Below are 17,660 nucleotides of genomic sequence, written 5' to 3'. Positions count from 1 at the left end.
GAGTCTCCGGTTGGCCAGGGCGAAGGAGGCGGGGGCCATCACGCCCGCGCTGGAAGAGCTCCCGCCTGGCTGTCCGCTCAGCGCCCGTGAAGCGCGTGCGAGGCCATCACTGCTGAAAGGGTGGACGCGTCGGGGCGGCTGAATCCAGGGCTCATCCGCATCCTTTCCCACCCTGCTGCACGCACACGCTTCACGACATTCATCCGCTATCTGCGACAAGGGGCCCCGAGGACAGCTCACGTCCTCGGGGCCCCTTGTCGTGGGAAGGTGGTTGCCGTCTGCGACTCAGTACATCAGGGCGAACAGCTGGCGGCGGAAGCGCACGGTCAGCTCATGGGTCGCGCCGAGGGCATCGAACACACGCAGCAGCGTCTTGCGAGCCAGATCATCCCCGTATTGGCGGTCGGTCTTCATCAGGCCGATCAGGGCATCGAGCGCCAGCTCGTAGTGGCCATCGGCAAGATCACGCATGGCGCGCTGGTAGCGGGCCTCGCTGTCATCCCGCTCGATCATGGCCTGGACCTCTTCCGGGCTCGGCGCCTCGGCGATGAAATCGATGCGTGCACGCACACCACGCGCCTTCGGGCCATCACGGTCTTCCGGCTTGAGAGAGTCCAGCAGCTGGCGGGCCTCTTCGCCGTTGCCTTCGGCGACCAGGACCGAGGCGAGCTGGATGCGGTAGTCCGGTGTCTCGGGGGATTCCTGCGCCAGCTGCTGGTAAATCGCCTTGGCGGTCGCCAGATCGCCGGTTTCCAGTGCGCTGGCGGCCTGCTCGACGAGGCTGGGGCCGGCACCGGCAGCAGGCATCACCTTGTGCTGCTCGAGGAACTGGCGAATCTCGGCTTCCGGACGGGCGCCGGTGAAGTTGCCTGCCAGACCGCCCTGGATGACCAGCTTGACGTCGGGTACCGAGCGCACTCCCAGCTGGGCAGCGATGTCCTGCTGTTCCTCGGCGTTCAGCTTGGCGAGGATGAAGCCACCGGCATACTCACGGGCCAGCATCTCGAGAATAGGCGTCAGGACGCGACAATGCTCGCTCTGGGGAGACCAGCAGTCCAACAGCACCGGTACCTGCTGCGAGGCCTCGAGGACCTGCTGCAGATTGCTCATGTCGACATCGATGATGTAGGTGTTGGCGTCTTCTGCCTGGCGGGGGGCGCTGGCAGCAGCTCCGCCTACCACGCCTTGTGGTTGGGCGGCGGTGGTGTCATTGCCGGTCAGTGGCTGGCCGGTATTGGGATCGATGATCATGATGCATGCCCCGGAAGTGTCTGCGATTCAAGGCTCGCACGCGAGCCGGCTGGCCTGATGATGCGGGCCGCGGCGGGCGAGTTCAAGATGTGCAGGGGTCATCTGGCGCGGGCGGGGGTCTCAAGGCTTGAGGTCGTCCCCGGCCAGGCGGGCGATGCACTGGATCTCGTCCTCACTCAATGGCATGACGGAAAGGCGGGCACGGCGGACCAGGTGACTGTCGGCCAGCTCGGGCTTCGCCTTCAGGCGCGCGATGGGAAGTGCACTGCGCAGCGAACGCAGATAGCGCAGGCGCGGAGCGACCCAGCGCGGCGTCTTGCCGGCCTCGAGGTCCGCCATCTGGCGAGGGTCGAAGCCCTTGTGCTCGGGGTCGCTGGCTGTCGGGTCCGGCAGGGCGAGCTCGCTGACCACGGCCAGCCCGACCACTGCAGGTACCTTGCAGCTGGAGTGCTGGATGAGCACGACATCCCCGAGCTGCATCTCGCGCAGGAAGTTGCGCGCCTGGTAGTTGCGCACGCCATCCCAGAGTGCCGGCGACTCGCGGCGCAGGTCTTCCAGCGAGAAGGCGTCGGGTTCGGTCTTGACCAGCCAGTGGCGCATGCAGGCACTCCTTCGAGACTGACGTGATGAGTGTGAAGGTGATGGGCGTGGAGAATGGGAGGAATGAGGTCCGGGCGCTGGCCTCGTCGATATCCTCGCACAGGAATGTCACGCATACGAAAAAGGCCTGATGCAGGGCATCAGGCCTTTCGAATTCTTGGTAGCGGGGACCGGATTTGAACCGATGACCTTCGGGTTATGAGCCCGACGAGCTACCAGACTGCTCCACCCCGCAACACTGGGTACTGCCTTTGCTCCAACTCTGACGTATCAGAGGTTGGTAGCGGGAACCGGATTTGAACCGATGACCTTCGGGTTATGAGCCCGACGAGCTACCAGACTGCTCCATCCCGCAACATCACGTTGTTTCCCAAGTGCCGAAACTGCTGGCGCTTGCTGGTAGCGGGGACCGGATTTGAACCGATGACCTTCGGGTTATGAGCCCGACGAGCTACCAGACTGCTCCACCCCGCATCAACGTGGGGCGTAGTATAAGGATATACAGTGCTGAGTCAACCGTTATCCCGTAATCAGCCGGAAGACTTTCCTGAGGCGGCCAGGCGATGGGGGGGAGCAAGGGTGATGGAATTGACCTCAATCAATGTGAGAGATCTGCTACATACTTTCCGTGGGAATCCTGTCCATACTGAGAGTGACACGCCTCGCGCAGGGCGGTGACAGTCTTCACCGAGCGCACGGTTGTCGCCATGCTGTCAGAGACGCCTGTCAGTGTTTGTCGTTACCGGAAGATCGCCAGCCAGTCGATGAGCGATCAACGGCGAAATGCCATGCTGTGCTCCCTTGCGGGCACAGGACGTTCCAGGAACAGGGAGAGACAATAACATGACGCAAACAGCACCCGTTGCATGGGTCACCGGTGGCACCGGTGGCATCGGTTCCGCCATCTGTCGTGAGCTGGCGAGCCAGGGGTACCAGGTGATTGCCGGTTACAGGAACAAGGAAAAGGCAGAAGGCTGGTTGCAGGAACAGCGTGCTGCCGGGTTCGAGAACATCGCGCTTTCCGGTATCGAGCTGGACAACTTCGAAGCCTGTCAGGCAGGCGTCAATGAAATTCGCGAGCGCTTCGGGCCGGTGGCCGTGCTCGTCAACTGCGCAGGGATCACGCGTGATACCTCCATGCGCAAGATGAGCTACGAGCAGTGGCGCGAAGTCATCAACTGCAACCTCGATAGCGTCTTCAATACCTGCCGTGCCGTCATCAATGACATGCTGGAGCACAAGTACGGCCGCATCGTGAACATTTCCTCCATCAACGGCCGCAAGGGCCAGTTCGGTCAGGTGAACTACTCGGCCGCCAAGGCGGGCATGCATGGTCTGACCATGGCGCTGGCACAGGAAACCGCGACCAAGGGCATCACCGTCAATACTCTGTCGCCGGGCTATATCGCCACCGACATGATCATGAAGATTCCGGAAGAGATTCGTGAATCCATCCGCGAGACGATTCCGGTCAAGCGTTATGGTCAGCCGGACGAGATCGCTCGCGCGGTGGCATTCCTCGCGGACGAGAAATCCGGTTTCATCACCGGTGCCAATCTGGACATCAATGGTGGCCAGTTCATGGGCTGATGTCCGTTCGTGCTCATGTGCCCCGGCGTCTCGCGACGTACCCGCAGGGTGGCAGAACCCGGCAGGGCGGAAGAGGCCATCAAGCGTACAAGAGGCCGCAGAGCGCACTCACAGGAACCAGGATCTGACAGGAGAGGGGCAAGCGCACTTTTCCTGTCGTGAACACCACGAAGCCCCCGTCTCTCTCGAGACGGGGGCTTCGTCGTCGTAGGGTGCCGGTCAGCTGACTGTCTATGCCGACCCGACGCCGTCAGTGGTTGAACAGGGCATCGAAGCGCGGCAACTCGGCCTGCCAGGCTTCCCAGTCCAGCGGACCATTGGCCAGCAGCGCATCCAGCACCTCGTCGAGTTCCTCATCACGCTCAAGGCGCTCGCCCAGTTGCTGATTGATGCGGGCCACCTGAACGGTCAGGCGCCGCGATTCGTCTTCCGCACCTAGCGGCGCCTCGAACAGGATCGCCAGATGGACACGCAGCTCCGCGAGGCGCTCATTGGCGGCGTTGGCGCTGACCGGCTCGGCACGGCGCATCTGGTTGCGCGCGGCATTGGCCTGGCGGCTGGCATCGTCGAACGCCGATGACTCGGGGAGTTCGACATCCTCGATATTGCCCTGGCGTGCACTGGCATCGGCGACGGCATGTTGCTCCAGCAGGTCGCGCCACTGCTGCCATTCCTGGCGCAGCTGCTGGGCATGGAGTTCATCCAGGCGCTGTTCGCGACGCTTGAGAATGCCATTCCAGCGCCGACGCATGCCGTCACCGCGCTTGCCACGCGGCAGGGCACCCAGCGCGTCGGCTTCCTTGAGGGCGTCGTCCAGCTGGGCGGCGTCTTCCAGGGTCGTCGGTTCCCAGCTATCGAGGCGCTCGATCAGAGCCTGCCATTGTTCGAGGCGGACCTGCTCGCGCGTGTCACGCGCTTCACGGTCCTGATCACGTGCGGCGAAGATGCGGTCGCAGGCGGCGCGGAAGGCAGACCACAGGCGTTGCTCCTCGCCCTTGGGGGCACGGCCCAGTTCCCGCCAGCGGGTCTGCAGTGCCTTGGCCTGCTCGGCGCGCGCACGTGCCGGAGCGTCTTCATCGGCCAGCGCTTCGGCGGCGTCCACCAATGCCTGCTTGGCCGCGGCGATCTCGCCGGCGCGCTGGTCGATCAAGCCTTGCAGCGCGGTCAGCGCTTCACCGAAGCGATGCGACAGCTGGCGGCCCGGGCCTGCCGGTACCGGAGTGTGACGGCGCCACTCTTCGCGTGCGCGGTCGCGGATCTGGCGCAGGGCGTCCGGGTCCGCATCGCCCATGGCGTGTCCATTGAGCGATTCCAGCTGCTCACAGAGCGCCTCACGCATGGCAAGGTTGTGCTCGCGTGCCTGCTTGCGCGCTTCGCGGTAATCCTGCAGCTGTTGCTTGATGCTGTCCGAGGCGCTGCGGAAGGACTGGCTGGACTCACGGCTGGCAGCGGCATCGCCCAGGCTGCGCCACTGCTGAATCAGTTGCTGATGCTGGCGGTCGCGCTGCTCATCACTGAGGTCCTCGCGCTCGGCCAATGTGGTGATGGCTTCCAGCAGCTGTTCACGCTTGGGAGCGGCGACGAAGTTCTGCCAGTCACGCAGCTCCGCGACGCGAGCGCCCAATTGACGAAGGCGCGTCTGACGCTCGCTGTCGAGCTGGCCTTCGGTGCGGTCGCGCAGTGAACGATGCAGGCGACTGGCGGGCTTGAGCTTGCCGGCTTCCAGGTAGGTGTCCAGCTGATCCAGTTCGGCGCTGATGGCTTCCAGATCAAGCGTTCGGGGCTTGTCGCTGCTGTCCGTGGCGGGCTCATCGGTCGCGGCGGCCTCGTCGGCACTCTCTTCATCGGTCGTCGCCGGCGGTGCAGCTGCCTCCAGCGCCTGGCGCACGGCATGCAGCGTTCTGGTGAGCGGCAGCTCTGCTGGCCAGGCGATCTCGCGCTCGAGACGTGCCATCTGTTCCAGGTCATTGTCGACCAGCGCCGCGTCCATCTCGCCCTGGCACAGCTGATGGCGATACCAGGCATCGAGCGGGTCCTGCAGCTGTTGCTGCAGGCGCTGATGACGTTCGAGCAGCTCGGCAGGGGCCGAGAACTGGTCGGTCAGCTCGCGCCAGCGTTCGCCTTGCAGACGACGCTGAGCCTGAAGGCTGGCGAAGTCGTGATCATTGACGCACTCGCGACTGAGGAGGTCCGCGCGCGCCTGGTGCAGGGCCGTGAGGATCTCTTCCAGGTGGGTGCTCAGGTTGGCACTCAGGCGTTCATGCTCACGGATGGCCTGTTCACGGGCTTCGTGATCGCTGATGACCTTGTACGCCTGCAGACGCGCTTCCTCGAAACGCTGCTGGACGTCGTGGTCGGCGGCCGGCAGTCGCTCCCACTCGCGCAGCAGTGAGCGATAGCGTGATGGCACGCTGTCTTCCCAGGCCTGACGCGGCAGCTTCTCCATCTGGCGCAGCAGGTTGTCACGGCTGGCATTGAGAGCGTCTGCCTGCTGGGCATCCGCGCGGCGCTGGGCGAGCGTGTCGCGGGCCTGACGCTGGACGTGACGATCGCGTCTGGCGCCGCGCACCAGCTGCTCCAGCCCGTCCTGACTGGTGATGCGAGCGGCGGCGGCATGGCGCACCGCCGCGATGCTGTTGTGGCAGGCCTGATGGATCAGGGCGGCTTCATCGGTGAGACGTTCCAGCGCGACCAGACGCAACTGTTGATTGTCCCCGCGCGCCGCGATGGCGGCCAGCAGCTCATTGTCATCGAGGCGTGCGACCAGCTGTTCGCGATCCAGCAGGGAGGGGGCATCCTGACCACCGCTCAGCAGCTCGACGAGTCGCTCGCGTACCAGCCCGTCGGCCCGGTCCAGCAGCGGCAGCAGTCGCTCCGGTGTCGCCATGCGTGCCAGAGCGGCATGACGCACCTCAAGCGCAGGGTCCTCGAGAATCAGAGACTCGAGTATCTGGCGCTGATCCGGCGTTTCAGGGTCCAGCTGGGCCGCGGCAGCGGAGCGAATGGTCGGGTTGGCATGCTGCCAGCGAGGGGCGAACAGGCGGCCAGTGAGGCGGGAAAGCAGTCCGGTCATGAGAGAGCGGTTATCCAGGCAAAAAAATAGAGGGGCGCAACAGCGGCCAGTCACTCGGACAGGACCAGGACACTCGGGTCTGTCGGTGAACCGGGGTGACGGCGCATGAATTTCGTCACCCCGCTATCTTATCAGTCACGAGGCCATGTTGTGTGGTCTCACGCGCCCATCGGTGCAGGGAAACCGGGGGAGAGTGTATGCCGAGCGCCTTCGCGCGGGATGAGTCAGGTCATCATGAGATGACTCTTTCGTGCGTCGTGGCCTCGCGACACCTGACAGTGTGGACTGCTGGCCGTATCATCAGTTGCAGCGCCGTGTCAGCTCACATAGCTTTGTTCAGCAGAGCGATGGTTCATGAAAGGTCATTCCTCGCTCGGGTGATACGTCATCACGAAGCTCGCTTCCTGCATAAGTCGCACTGCGTCGCGGGGAGATGGGGCGTCCGGCCTCGGCGTTTCACCGCATGAGTCGTCGGGCAGGTATCTGCCTGCCGGGCAGATGGCCTTCTGCTTCGGGATGCCATCCCAGGGATGTCTCGAGCGTCACGAGCTTCTTTCACGAGTGTCGGAGGGTGTCACTTCCCTCACGCAACCCGGAGTCAGGTCATGAGTCTCAGTACGGACAGGGCCTCCCAGGCCTTCACCTTCAAAGGCGGCATGCTGCCGATGACGGTCATGGAACTGGTCAGTGGAGACCCGGAGCAGATCCGTGCCCAACTGGTCAGCAAACTCAGCCAGTCCCCCGCCTTCTTTCAGCACACGCCGGTGGTGTTGAGCGTCGAGAAGCTCGACGAGCCGCACCTGGCGCTGGAGCGTATCTGCGCCGTGTGTCGCGGCCACAAGCTGTTGCCGGTGGCGGTGCGCGGTGGTGGCGACCCGGTGCGCCAGTCTGCTTGGGCATTGGGTCTCGGGTGGTTCCCGCCCCAGGAAAATCGCGGCCGGACGCTGGAGTCCGTGCCGCCGGTCACGACTGTCGAGCCTGAGGCGAAAGCGACTCCCGCCGACGAGCCAGAGGCGACTGTCGCGGACGAAAAAGCCGCGGTCGTTGAGGTGCCGGCCCATGCCAGCAAGGTTTACCGTGGTACCGTGCGCTCAGGGCAGCAGGTCAGCGCGCCAGAGGGTGATCTGGTGATCATCGGTGCCGTGAATGCCGGTGCCGAGATTCTGGCCGCCGGCAGCGTGCACATCTATGGCGCCCTTCGCGGCCGGGCGCTGGCCGGCATCCATGGCGATCGCAACGCCAGCATCTACTGCAAGGAACTGCATGCCGAGCTGCTTTCGGTAGCGGGAACCTACAAGCGCCTGGACGACATCGACAATCGTCTGCTGGGTGCCAGTGTCGAAGTCGTGCTCGAACACGACCAGCTTTGTATCGCACGCCTCGGTTGAGTGATGCCGGCGTGCCTCGAACGATATCCAATATTTACCGGTGATCCCCGTTTCACGGGGGACTCTCAGCAAGGAAGATACCTTTGGCCAAGATTATCGTAGTGACGTCAGGCAAGGGCGGAGTCGGCAAGACGACCAGCGCCGCCGCCATTGCCACCGGACTGGCTCTGCGCGGCAACAAGACCGTCGTGATCGATTTCGATGTGGGTCTGCGCAACCTGGATCTGATCATGGGTTGCGAGCGGCGCGTGGTCTACGACCTCGTCAACGTCATCCAGGGCGAGGCCAATCTCAAGCAGGCGCTGATCCGCGACAAGCGCATCGACAACCTGCATATCCTTCCGGCCTCCCAGACCCGTGACAAGGATGCGCTGACGCTGGAAGGCGTCGAGAAGGTGCTCGAAAGCCTGCGGGAAGAATTCGACTACGTCATCTGTGACTCCCCGGCCGGTATCGAGCGCGGTGCCCAGCTGGCGATGTACTTCGCGGATGAAGCGGTGGTGGTCACCAACCCGGAAGTCAGCTCGGTGCGCGATTCCGATCGCATCATCGGTCTGCTGTCTTCCAAGACACGCCGTGCCGAGAACGGCGATTCTCCGGTGCGCGAACACCTGCTGATCACCCGCTACCATCCGGCGCGCGTGACCGGGGGTGACATGCTGAATCTGACGGACATCCAGGAAATCCTGTCGATCCCGCTGATCGGCCTGATTCCCGAGTCGGAGGCCGTGCTGCGCGCCTCCAACCAGGGGGTGCCGGTGACCCACGACCAGAAGAGCGATGCTGGTCAGGCCTATGTGGACTGCGTTTCCCGCCTGTTGGGCGAGGAAGTCCAGCTGCGCTTCCATGAAGTCGAGAAGCGCGGTCTGCTGGCCAGAATGTTTGGAGGGGGGCGCAAGTGAAATTACTGGATTTTCTGAAGCGAGAGCGCAAGAAGACGGCCAATGTCGCCAAGGAGCGGCTGCAGATCATCGTGGCTCACCAGCGCAGTCAGCGTGACCAGCCGGATTACATGCCGATGCTGGAGCGTGAGCTGCTGGAGGTGATTCGCAAGTACGTTCAGGTCGATCAGGATGCCATCAACATCTCGCTGGACCGCGAGGATGATTGTTCGGTGCTCGAGCTGAACGTCACTCTGCCGCGCCCCGGCGAGGCATGAGCAGACTCGACAACCGCTGATTCGTACGACTTTCCTGCCAGAACATCGCCCCCCCTCGGGCGCGATGTTCTGGCATGTGCATTTTCTGACCGTCCGCGTGGAGATTTCCTGTGGCAGAGCCCACCTTCCTGTGGCACGACTACGAGACCTTCGGCGCCGACCCGCGCCGCGACCGTCCATCGCAGTTTGCCGCCATTCGTACTGATGCGGAGCTCAACGAGATCGGTGAGCCGCTGACGCTCTTCTGCAAGCCCGCTGACGACTTCCTGCCTCATCCGATGGCGTGCCTGATTACGGGGATCACGCCGCAGCAGGCCGAGCGTCGCGGCCTGCCGGAGGCCGAGTTCGCCGGGCGCATCAACGACGAGATGAGCGTGCCGGGCACCTGCTCGGTGGGCTACAACAGCCTGCGTTTCGATGATGAAGTCAGCCGTCACCTGTTCTATCGCAACTTCCTCGACCCCTACGGGCGTGAGTGGCAGAACGGCAATTCGCGCTGGGACCTGATCGATGTGGTGCGTGCCTTCCATGCGCTGCGCCCCGAGGGGATCGAGTGGCCGCGGCGCGAGGACGGAGCCCCCAGCTTCCGTCTGGAAGATTTGACGGCCGCCAATGGCATCGAGCATGCCGGCGCGCACGATGCCCTGGTCGATGTGCGGGCCACCATCGCCCTGGCGCGTCTGCTCAAGTCACGCAATGCGCGGCTGTTCGAGTATCTGCTCAAGCTGCGCAACAAGCGTCATGTCGCCAGCCTGCTGGACATCGGTGCGCGCAAGCCGATGCTGCACATCTCACGTCGCTATCCGGCCTCGCGAGCATGCGGTGCGCTGGTGGTGCCGCTGGCGGAGCACCCCTCCAATGCCAATGGCGTCATCGTCTATGACCTGTCGGTGGACCCGGCACCGCTGATGGATCTCACTCCCGAGGAGATTCGGGCGCGGGTGTTCGCCAGTGCGGATGACCTGGCGGAAGGTGAGGAGCGCATCCCCCTCAAGGTCATTCATCTCAACAAGAGTCCGGTGCTGATGCCGGCGACGGCGCTCAAGGATGTCTCCGGCCCTCACCAGGGGGAATACGGCGAGATCGTCGCGCGCCTCAAGCTCGACCCTGCACGATGTCGTGAGCACTGGAAGTGGCTCAAGGACAATGCGGGGGTCGGCGTGAAGGTCGCCCAGGTGTTTGCCGAGACGCCGCCGGCCGGCCCGGCTGACCCGGACCTGATGCTCTATTCGGGAGGCTTCTTCTCGCCCGCGGACCGCAAGGAGATGGAGCGCGTGCGTGCCTCTCACCCCGAGGCGCTGGATGACACGCCCTTCGCCTTCCAGGATGGGCGGCTCGAGGAGATGCTGTTCCGCTACCGCGCACGCAGCTACGGCTACACGCTTGATTCAGCCGAGCGGGAGCGCTGGGAGCAGTGGCGCTGGGAGCGCATGAATGACGAGCAGGTCGCCAGCCTGACCGTGAAGGGCTTCGTCAGCGAGATCCAGCGTCTGGCCCAGAACGAGCAGGATCCGGCGCGCGTGCAGATTCTGGAAGAACTGGCGATGTATGTGGAAGGCATCATGCCGCCACAGGCCTTTGGCTGATTCTCGAAATTCTCGCAGCCACAACGACACGACCCCGGCGAATTCGCCGGGGTCGTGTCGTTCATCTCTCAGAAAAATCTGACGCTCCACTCGTCTCTGATCTGCCCTTCACTTCACGGCTCCGTCCTTCACGGCTCCGTCCTTCACGGAAGCGTTCTGACTGACCCGCCTGGCCGTCGGGCATGCACGCGTGGCGCGATCAATGCTGGGCATTGCCCGCAGGTTGCGCCGAGGGAGCGGCGTTGGTGGCACCGTGCTCGGCACGTGGCGCCTCCGGCAGCAGGGGGAGCGCGAGCGTCGGCAGGCGCTGATCGAAGTCGCTGGGGATCTCGGGATCAAAGGCCAGTTCCAGCGGCGCCGCCTGAGTCACCTGCTGCCAGGCGTCACGGATATCCTGGACGCTGACCTGCTCCACGGTGTGGATCAGCTGCTGGCGGCGATCAAAGTCGGTCCAGCCGAAGCTCAGTTCGCTCCAGTTGCGTGATGCAAGCTCGGAGAGGCGGCGCGGCTTCTGCTCGAGACCATCGATCACTGCGCTGCGATAGCTGGCGAGCGTGGCCTCATCCAGCGCCGTGATGCGCTCATCGAAGGTCGTGAAGAAGGCATCCATGCGCGAGAGCAGGGTCTTGCTGTCCTTGGAAGGCGACTGGACCAGCAGGCTCAGGCCCGGGGCATCCAGCATGGGGGAGTAGCTGGCCGAGACGATGTAGCCCAGTTGCTCATCGGTGCGCAGCCGGCTGTAGAACGGGGCTTCGATCAGCTGGCCCAGCACGGCCAGACTGGCCTGACTCTCGAGCGTGCGATCCTTGCCCTGCAGGTAGCGCAGTGCGCCGGCATCGCCGCGTGAGCTCTCCGGTCGCAACGCGAGGGGCTGGTCCACCCGGTGGATGGCAAGCTCCGGGATGCCGTCGCGCGTGACGTGGGGGGCCAGGCCATTGATCACCAGCTGACCGGTCTCGCGTGCCTGAGTGTCGCTCAGGTTGCCTGTCACCATGGCCTGGACATGCAGGCGTGCCAGGAAGCGCTTGCGGAAGGCGTCCAGACGTTCGCTGGTGACCTGCGCCAGCACGTCCTGCTGCTGCGAGACGGTGGTGGGCTGGCCGACCAGCGCTTCACTGAGACTGCGGCCCAGTTGCGTATACAGGGGCGCCTGGGCGCGATTGCTCAGGCTGCGTGTCATGCGCTGCGTGATGCGTGCCAGTCGTTGAGAGTCGATGTCACCATTGACCAGTTGATCCAGCACCTCGCGCATTTCCGGCTGCTGGCCGTCGCGCCAGCCACTGAACTGCAGCGTGATGCCGCGGCCATGGGCATAGGCCAGAGCATCCTGTCCGGCCAGACGTGCCGGGTACAGGCGGGCATTCAGGCTGTCGTTCAGCCATGCCGCCAATACGCGACTCATGACTTCATCCTCGACCGAGGCACTCACGGCGGGGTTGAGCAGCCCGAAGCGCCACTCGGCCTTCGGGACCCCGAAACTGTCATCACCCTGATACCAGAGTTCGGCACCGGGCTCGTCGATCAGCTGACGTGGCGGCGCATCGGGCAGATTCAGGACCTGAAAGTCGCTGGCCAGATAAGGGTTGGGAGCCGGAAGGGCAAGCCGGGCGGCCAGCGAGGGATCGTCTCCGGCACGGGCGACGGCATCGTCCGTGAGGCGCGTCAGGGTATAGGGCGCCTTGAACCATTTGCCCTGTTGCTCTCCCGTGACATCAGGGCCGGAGTAGACCTCCAGCAGATTCTCTGGCGTCAGGCGATCAAGGGTCGACTCGATCAGCTCGGCGTCATAGTCCTGCATCAGGTAGGGCGCGGCCAGCACATCCTTGACCGGATAGCGCGTCATCATCATGGCCAGGCTGCTGGCCAGGTCCACGGGAGAGCTGCGCTGCTGGAAGCGGAATTCCTGCTCGCCCAGCGCCGCCTGCTCCTTGTAGCGCCACTCCTCCAGGCCCTGCTGGCGAATCAATGCCAGATAGTCGAACAGCGCGGCGCGGATTTCCGGCTGGTGCCGGGCGCCCTCGGGCGTCAGGGTGACATTGATGCTGAGCAGGGCATTCTCGCCATCGCTGGGGCCGCCGCCGGCCGAGAGCCCATCCGCCCAGCCCTTGTCCTTGAGCACCGCCAGCAGGCTGCCTTCCCCTTCATGTCCGATGAGATTGGCAAGGTAGCTGACCGGTTTGACGCGATACTGTGCGACGGGGTCCTCGATGGGGAACATGAAGTCGAGCTCGCGCTCCTGCTTGAGTGCCTTGACCTCCACGCGTGCGGGCAGCTCATCGGCAGTGACCAGCGGCGCGTCGATCTGTGGCCGTGAGAGCTCGCGATTCGGGACATCGGAGAAGTTGTGGCGCGTCAGTGACTCCAGCGTGTCCAGCGATTGGGGGCCGACCAGGGTGAGGCGCATCACGCCGGCGCCGTAATGCGCCTGATAGAAGTCCACCAGGCGTTGGCGCAGGCTGCCGGCCTCGCTGTCCTTGAGTGTCTCGAGGCTGCCGACGCTGAAGCGGTTGAAGGGGTGATCTGGATTGAGTGCCTGCTCGACAGCCTCATTCACGCGCCGCCCGTCATCCTGCAGGCGTGCCTGATATTCGGAATGCACGGCATGACGCTCGCGGTCGACGTAGTCGGCATTGAACTGTGGTGCGACGAAGAAGCGGGCAAAGCGCGGCAGGGCCTCGGCGAAGGCATCCGGTGCGATATCGAAGAAGTAGTTGGTGTCCTGGCTGGCGGTGAAGGCGTTGTGCTGTCCGCCGTGACGGGTGATGAATTCCTGATAGGCATCAGGCTCTGGATAACGATCGGTGCCGAGGAACAGCATATGCTCGAGGAAGTGAGCAAGTCCGGGAACGTCATCGGGGTCCTGGGCGCTGCCCACCTCCACGTCCATGGCAGCGGCAGCCTTGTCAGCCGCCGGGTCGCTCACCAGCAGCACCTTGAGGCCATTGTCGAGCGTCAGGCTGCGATAGTCGCGCTGGTCATTGGCGCTCTTGATCACCGGGCCTGCCTGGGTGATGGCAGAGGCCGAGGTGGCTGACGTCATGGAGGACGGTGCGGGGGGCGTGGATGAATCGGCCAGGCTGACGCCGGGCGACAGGCCGGTGATGACGATGGCGGCAATGGCAGCGCTCAAAGCGAGCGGACGGAATCCTGATGGCAAGGACATCTTCTCTCCTGGTTCACGGCACCGATGACACTGGCATGGTGGTTCGATAAGGGCGATTCATGCGTCGCAAGCGCGCAGGTAGATCAGCAACGCCTCACAAGCAGCGCAGGTCCGAGGATGTGCTCCCCTTCTAGCGATACGCGTGTCTGACCGGCCTGGATTCAGCGTTCCCGATCTGAGCATGCTGTCCGGGCGCCGAGTGGCGTCTCTCAGCTCAGCATCGGGCCGGTGGGGTGCGCGACGCTCCATTCCTGGTGCGCGGGATCATTGACCCGGCGAGCGACGGGGAAGGCCGCGAGGCTGGCGTCCGGTGTCAGCATGGCACGTACCCTGTCCAGCGGGGTATCGGCGCTCAGCCATTCCCGCACCTGATGCGGTGCGATCACTGCCGGCATGCGGTCGGTCAGACGTGCGGTGACACCCGCGCACGCCACGCTGATCAAGGCGAAGCTGTCGCGCCCCTCGGGGGGCAGTCCTTCCATCAGCGGGGGGCTGAAGTGGCGGGTCCACAGCGCGGCGAGCAACAGCGGAGCGCGGGTGGCGTGCGTGACCAGAAAGGGCTGCTTCATGCGCGGCTGTTCCTTCCAGACATAGACCCCACCGACGGGAATCAGTGCCCGTTGACTGGTAAAGGATTCGCGGAACATGCGTCGCGTTTCCAGCGACTCGGCGCGCGCCACGTGGGGCGCGTGGTCCATGACCTCCAGCCAGCTGGGCGTCAGCCCCCAGAGCGCTGGCACCTGGCGAAGCCTCGGGCCTTCCAGGCGCAGCATCGAGACCGGCAGGCGCGGAGCGCGATTGGCGCTCACCAGGCGCTCCTCCCGCAGCTGACGCGTGAGGGCAGGCGTCGCGAGTGATCCGAACAGTTCACTGGGCGGCAGGTCTTCGGGAAACGGGGGAAGGTACAGGCGTCCGGCCACGGAAATCCTTTGAGATGAAGGGCAGGGGGGGAACATGCAGGGCGACGCATTGCCCAATCATGAGCGCGAGAGCCCCGCTGCACGCGGCAGTCGCCAGCATGCCACACCTTGGTGGCGCTTGCGTTTGTGCTCAGTCTCGATATGCTGGACGGAAACACTGTTCGATTCAATGGCTGACACGGGGCGCTTCAAGAGCAGGATGCTCAGGTATCGTGACTCTCTCTGCCAACCCGCGCAGTCCGGACACACACCGCGCCAGATTCGCTGCGCGGTAACGCATCTCAGCACCAGAGGAATTCGATGGCCCGTCCACGTCAGCATGCACCGGAAGCGCTGCATGCGCGGGTAATGGAGACATGCGATGAATGGCTCAAGCAGCAGCCCGTTCACGCCTTGTCCTTGCGCAACCTGGCTCGCGAAGTCGGTTGCGCCCCCAGTACCCTGCTCAAGCTCTACGGCAGTTTTGGCAACCTGCTCCAGCACGTCAATCTGACGACCCTGGACCGTCTGCGCGATGCGATTGCCGGGCAGGAGACCCCGAGCCCCTCCCAGCGTCTCAAGGCATTGGCGCGAGCCTATTGGGGCTTTGCCCAGCGCGACCCCTATCGCTGGCAGCTGCTGTTCGATTTCCCGCTGGCTCAGGAAGGGGAGCTCGATCAGCGTCAGAACGCCATGATCGAAGGCTTGTTCGAGCGAGTGGAGCTGGCTCTGGTCGAGTACGCTCCCAAGGTGGAGTCAGTGGAAGCCAAGCGCATGGCGCGAACCCTGTGGGGCAGCGTGCATGGCCTGGTCCAGCTGGGCATGAATGAACGCCTGGGTCTGTGGCAAGGACAGCCGCTGGAAGTCACGGAACTGCTCGACCAGCTGCTGGATACCATGCTGGCGGGGCTCAAGGTGCGCAGCGAGGCTGCAGGCTCGGGGGATGCCACGGAAGCAGGGCGATGAGTCGAGACCTTCTGCGGCGGCCACGCTTTGCCCCCTTCTTCTGGACCCAGGCCCTAGGGGCCTTCAATGACAATCTCTTCAAGAACGCGCTGCTGCTGCTGCTGACCTTCGTGGTCATCGAGCAGCGCGGTTGGGACACCGGCGTCGTCAACAATCTGGCCGCCGGATTGTTCATCCTGCCTTTTCTGCTGTTTTCCGCCTGGGGCGGCCTGCTGGCGGACCGCCTCGACAAGCAGCGGCTGATCGTCAGGCTCAAGTGGCTGGAGCTTGCCACCATGAGCGTGGCGGCGGGTGCCTTGATCTTCGAGGCCTGGGAGCTCTTGCTGGCGCTGCTGTTCATGATGGGCACCCAGTCCGCGCTGTTCGGCCCGGTCAAGTACGCCATCCTGCCTCAGCATCTCAAGGCCGATGAGCTGGTCAGTGGCAACGCCTGGGTCGAACTGGGTACCTTCCTCGCCATTCTGGTCGGTACCCTGGCGGCTGCGGCCTTGATGGCGCTGGGCGGTGAGCTGGCGCGCTGGGCGCTGTCGGCATCGCTGGTGTCGCTGGCGGTGCTGGGCGTACTGGCTGCCATGCGCATTCCTCCGGCGCCTTCCGCTTCTCCGGGGCCGGTGCCCTGGCGGCCGCTGTCCGGCAGCGTGGCGGTGATGCGCGAGGGGCTGAGCAATCGTCGGCTACGCTGGGCGCTGCTCGGCATCAGTGCGTTCTGGTTCCTCGGCGCGAGCTATCTGACGCAATTGCCGGCGTATGCGCGGGATATCGTCCATGGGGCCGAAGGGGCGACATCGGCCCTGCTGGCGGCCTTTGCCATCGGCATCGGCCTGGGGTCGCTGGCCTGTGAGCGTGTCTCGCGCGGACGACTCGAGACAGGGCTTGTGCCCTTCGGGGCGCTGATCATCTTTGCCGGCGGGCTGGACCTTGCCTTGCGCCCGGCGCTGGCTGAGGCCCAGATGGCCACGCCGCTGATCGAGCTGCTGGGCATCGCCGGATTCTGGCGCATGTGGCTGGATCTCGGCGTCATCGGCTTCGGGGGCGGCCTGTATATCGTGCCGCTCTACACGCTGTTGCAGCTGCGCAGCCCCGAGGACCATCGCGCGCGCATGATCGCGGCCAACAATGTGCTCAATGCCTTGCTGATGGTGCTCTCGGCCGGTGCCGGCATTCTGGTGCTGGGCGTGATGGGGCGTGATATTCCGGACTTCCTGCTGCTGCTGTCCTTGATCAGTGGATTGATCGCGGTGATCTGCATGCTGCGTGACCCGCGGCCCTTCCTGCGGCTGATCATCTTCATCCTCATTCACCTGATGTATCGGCTGCACCTCAAGGGGCGCTGGCGGATACCGGCGGAAGGCGCGGCACTGGTGGTGTGCAACCACGTCAGCTTCATGGATGCGCTGATACTCGGCGGCGCCAGCCCGCGCCCACTGCGGTTTCTGATGGATGCCGAGATCTATCACTCTCCCTGGCTCAAATGGTTCTTCCGCATTGCGGGGGCCATTCCGGTGGATTCCTCGCGCAAGGACCCCGCCGGTGTGCGTCGTTCACTGGAAGAGGTCGGCAAGGCGCTGCGCGAGGGCGAGGTGGTCATGATCTTCCCGGAAGGCAAGCTGACGCGAGATGGGGAAGTGGGACGCTTCCGGCGCGGGCTGGAGCTGATCCTCGCGCGTGATCCGGCGCCGGTGATCCCGATGGCTCTGGGGGGCTTGTGGGGGTCGTGGTTCTCCCACGGCGGCGGGCCGGCCTTTGCCAAGTGGCCGCGTCGCCTGCGTGGTCGGGTGGAGTTGTGCGTCGGTCGCACCTTCGCGCCGGAGAACGTCAAGGCTGCGGAGCTGGAAGAGGCCGTGCGCGATCTGCATCGCAAGGCGACACGCCTGGCGGACTGCCAATGACAGGGTGAAGCTGCTCTGGTCGAGGGTGGCTGCCCCCTCACGTGGTGAGCGCAAGAGCGTTCCCTGAAAAAAAGACGCCGTCCGTGGCTTCACGGG

At 64.4% G+C, this 17,660-nt stretch carries 12 protein-coding genes and 3 tRNA genes; 7 read left to right on the top strand and 8 right to left on the bottom strand.

Annotation, left to right across the window (positions count from 1 at the left end; genetic code table 11):
* Window positions 1-285: 285 nt before the first annotated feature.
* The 5 genes from QD228_RS16595 to QD228_RS16575 all read right to left on the bottom strand — a co-directional run bounded on the left by QD228_RS16595 (window position 286) and on the right by QD228_RS16575 (window position 2,325).
* The gene (locus QD228_RS16595) at window positions 286-1,251 is read right to left on the bottom strand and encodes a tetratricopeptide repeat protein (protein WP_338079134.1); all 966 of its coding nucleotides are present in this window, start codon (window positions 1,249-1,251) and stop codon (window positions 286-288) included.
* Between the two features lie 120 nt (window positions 1,252-1,371).
* Window positions 1,372-1,851 (bottom strand): EVE domain-containing protein, encoded by a 480-nt coding sequence (locus tag QD228_RS16590; protein WP_084207783.1) that lies wholly within the window; start codon window positions 1,849-1,851, stop codon window positions 1,372-1,374.
* 158 nt (window positions 1,852-2,009) lie between these two features.
* Window positions 2,010-2,086: transfer RNA gene (locus QD228_RS16585), tRNA-Met, on the bottom strand.
* Between the two features lie 43 nt (window positions 2,087-2,129).
* A tRNA-Met gene (locus QD228_RS16580) sits at window positions 2,130-2,206 on the bottom strand.
* Window positions 2,207-2,248: 42 nt separating this feature from the next.
* Window positions 2,249-2,325, bottom strand: a tRNA-Met gene (locus QD228_RS16575).
* Between the two features lie 369 nt (window positions 2,326-2,694).
* Here QD228_RS16575 and phbB point away from each other — a divergent pair.
* Window positions 2,695-3,441 carry an acetoacetyl-CoA reductase gene (gene phbB / locus QD228_RS16570; protein ID WP_077373584.1) on the top strand — a complete coding sequence of 249 codons (747 nt, stop codon included), beginning with the start codon at window positions 2,695-2,697 and terminating at the stop codon, window positions 3,439-3,441.
* Between the two features lie 250 nt (window positions 3,442-3,691).
* Here the strand turns inward: phbB and QD228_RS16565 are convergent, their stop codons facing one another.
* The gene (locus QD228_RS16565) at window positions 3,692-6,514 is read right to left on the bottom strand and encodes a DUF349 domain-containing protein (RefSeq protein WP_279876095.1); all 2,823 of its coding nucleotides are present in this window, start codon (window positions 6,512-6,514) and stop codon (window positions 3,692-3,694) included.
* Window positions 6,515-7,119: 605 nt separating this feature from the next.
* On the opposite strand from QD228_RS16565, the gene minC reads away from it, so the two are divergent.
* The 4 genes from minC to sbcB all read left to right on the top strand — a co-directional run bounded on the left by minC (window position 7,120) and on the right by sbcB (window position 10,647).
* On the top strand, window positions 7,120-7,902 hold the full coding sequence (gene minC, locus QD228_RS16560; RefSeq protein WP_077373590.1) for a septum site-determining protein MinC: 783 nt from the start codon (window positions 7,120-7,122) through the stop codon (window positions 7,900-7,902).
* 83 nt (window positions 7,903-7,985) lie between these two features.
* Window positions 7,986-8,804: a septum site-determining protein MinD gene (minD, locus tag QD228_RS16555; protein ID WP_077373593.1), complete on the top strand. Its 819-nt coding sequence runs from the start codon at window positions 7,986-7,988 to the stop codon at window positions 8,802-8,804.
* The gene (gene minE, locus QD228_RS16550) at window positions 8,801-9,061 is read left to right on the top strand and encodes a cell division topological specificity factor MinE (RefSeq protein WP_043336475.1); all 261 of its coding nucleotides are present in this window, start codon (window positions 8,801-8,803) and stop codon (window positions 9,059-9,061) included. Before minD ends, minE begins: the two co-directional genes overlap by 4 nt.
* 110 nt (window positions 9,062-9,171) lie before the next feature.
* A complete protein-coding gene (sbcB, locus tag QD228_RS16545) occupies window positions 9,172-10,647 on the top strand; it encodes an exodeoxyribonuclease I (RefSeq protein ID WP_077373596.1) in 1,476 nt (491 codons plus the stop codon).
* Between the two features lie 199 nt (window positions 10,648-10,846).
* Here the strand turns inward: sbcB and QD228_RS16540 are convergent, their stop codons facing one another.
* Both QD228_RS16540 and QD228_RS16535 read right to left on the bottom strand, forming a co-directional pair.
* On the bottom strand, window positions 10,847-13,810 hold the full coding sequence (locus QD228_RS16540) for an insulinase family protein (RefSeq protein WP_279876094.1): 2,964 nt from the start codon (window positions 13,808-13,810) through the stop codon (window positions 10,847-10,849).
* Window positions 13,811-14,019: 209 nt separating this feature from the next.
* On the bottom strand, window positions 14,020-14,730 hold the full coding sequence (locus QD228_RS16535) for an SOS response-associated peptidase family protein (protein ID WP_077373602.1): 711 nt from the start codon (window positions 14,728-14,730) through the stop codon (window positions 14,020-14,022).
* 300 nt (window positions 14,731-15,030) lie between these two features.
* Here QD228_RS16535 and QD228_RS16530 point away from each other — a divergent pair, with 300 nt between their 5' ends.
* Together QD228_RS16530 and QD228_RS16525 are read left to right on the top strand one after the other, a co-directional pair.
* A complete protein-coding gene (locus tag QD228_RS16530) occupies window positions 15,031-15,675 on the top strand; it encodes a TetR-like C-terminal domain-containing protein (protein ID WP_077373605.1) in 645 nt (214 codons plus the stop codon).
* Window positions 15,672-17,564: an MFS transporter gene (locus QD228_RS16525; protein ID WP_279876093.1), complete on the top strand. Its 1,893-nt coding sequence runs from the start codon at window positions 15,672-15,674 to the stop codon at window positions 17,562-17,564. Before QD228_RS16530 ends, QD228_RS16525 begins: the two co-directional genes overlap by 4 nt.
* Window positions 17,565-17,660 lie beyond the last annotated feature (96 nt).

The sequence above is a fragment of the Cobetia sp. 3AK genome (assembly GCF_029846335.1).
In the GTDB taxonomy this organism is placed as follows: domain Bacteria; phylum Pseudomonadota; class Gammaproteobacteria; order Pseudomonadales; family Halomonadaceae; genus Cobetia; species Cobetia marina.
The sequence above is the reverse complement of the archived record's forward strand: the minus strand, read 5'-3'. Positions and strand labels throughout refer to the sequence as shown.

Bases quoted from the DNA above. Each gene is read 5' to 3' on its own strand.
- QD228_RS16595 (WP_338079134.1), bottom strand. From the start codon at position 1,251: ATGATCATCGATCCCAATACCGGCCAGCCACTGACCGGCAATGACACC.
- QD228_RS16590 (WP_084207783.1), bottom strand. From the start codon at position 1,851: ATGCGCCACTGGCTGGTCAAGACCGAACCCGACGCCTTCTCGCTGGAA.
- phbB (WP_077373584.1), top strand. From the start codon at position 2,695: ATGACGCAAACAGCACCCGTTGCATGGGTCACCGGTGGCACCGGTGGC.
- QD228_RS16565 (WP_279876095.1), bottom strand. From the start codon at position 6,514: ATGACCGGACTGCTTTCCCGCCTCACTGGCCGCCTGTTCGCCCCTCGC.
- minC (WP_077373590.1), top strand. From the start codon at position 7,120: ATGAGTCTCAGTACGGACAGGGCCTCCCAGGCCTTCACCTTCAAAGGC.
- QD228_RS16540 (WP_279876094.1), bottom strand. From the start codon at position 13,810: ATGTCCTTGCCATCAGGATTCCGTCCGCTCGCTTTGAGCGCTGCCATT.
- QD228_RS16530 (WP_077373605.1), top strand. From the start codon at position 15,031: ATGGCCCGTCCACGTCAGCATGCACCGGAAGCGCTGCATGCGCGGGTA.
- QD228_RS16525 (WP_279876093.1), top strand. From the start codon at position 15,672: ATGAGTCGAGACCTTCTGCGGCGGCCACGCTTTGCCCCCTTCTTCTGG.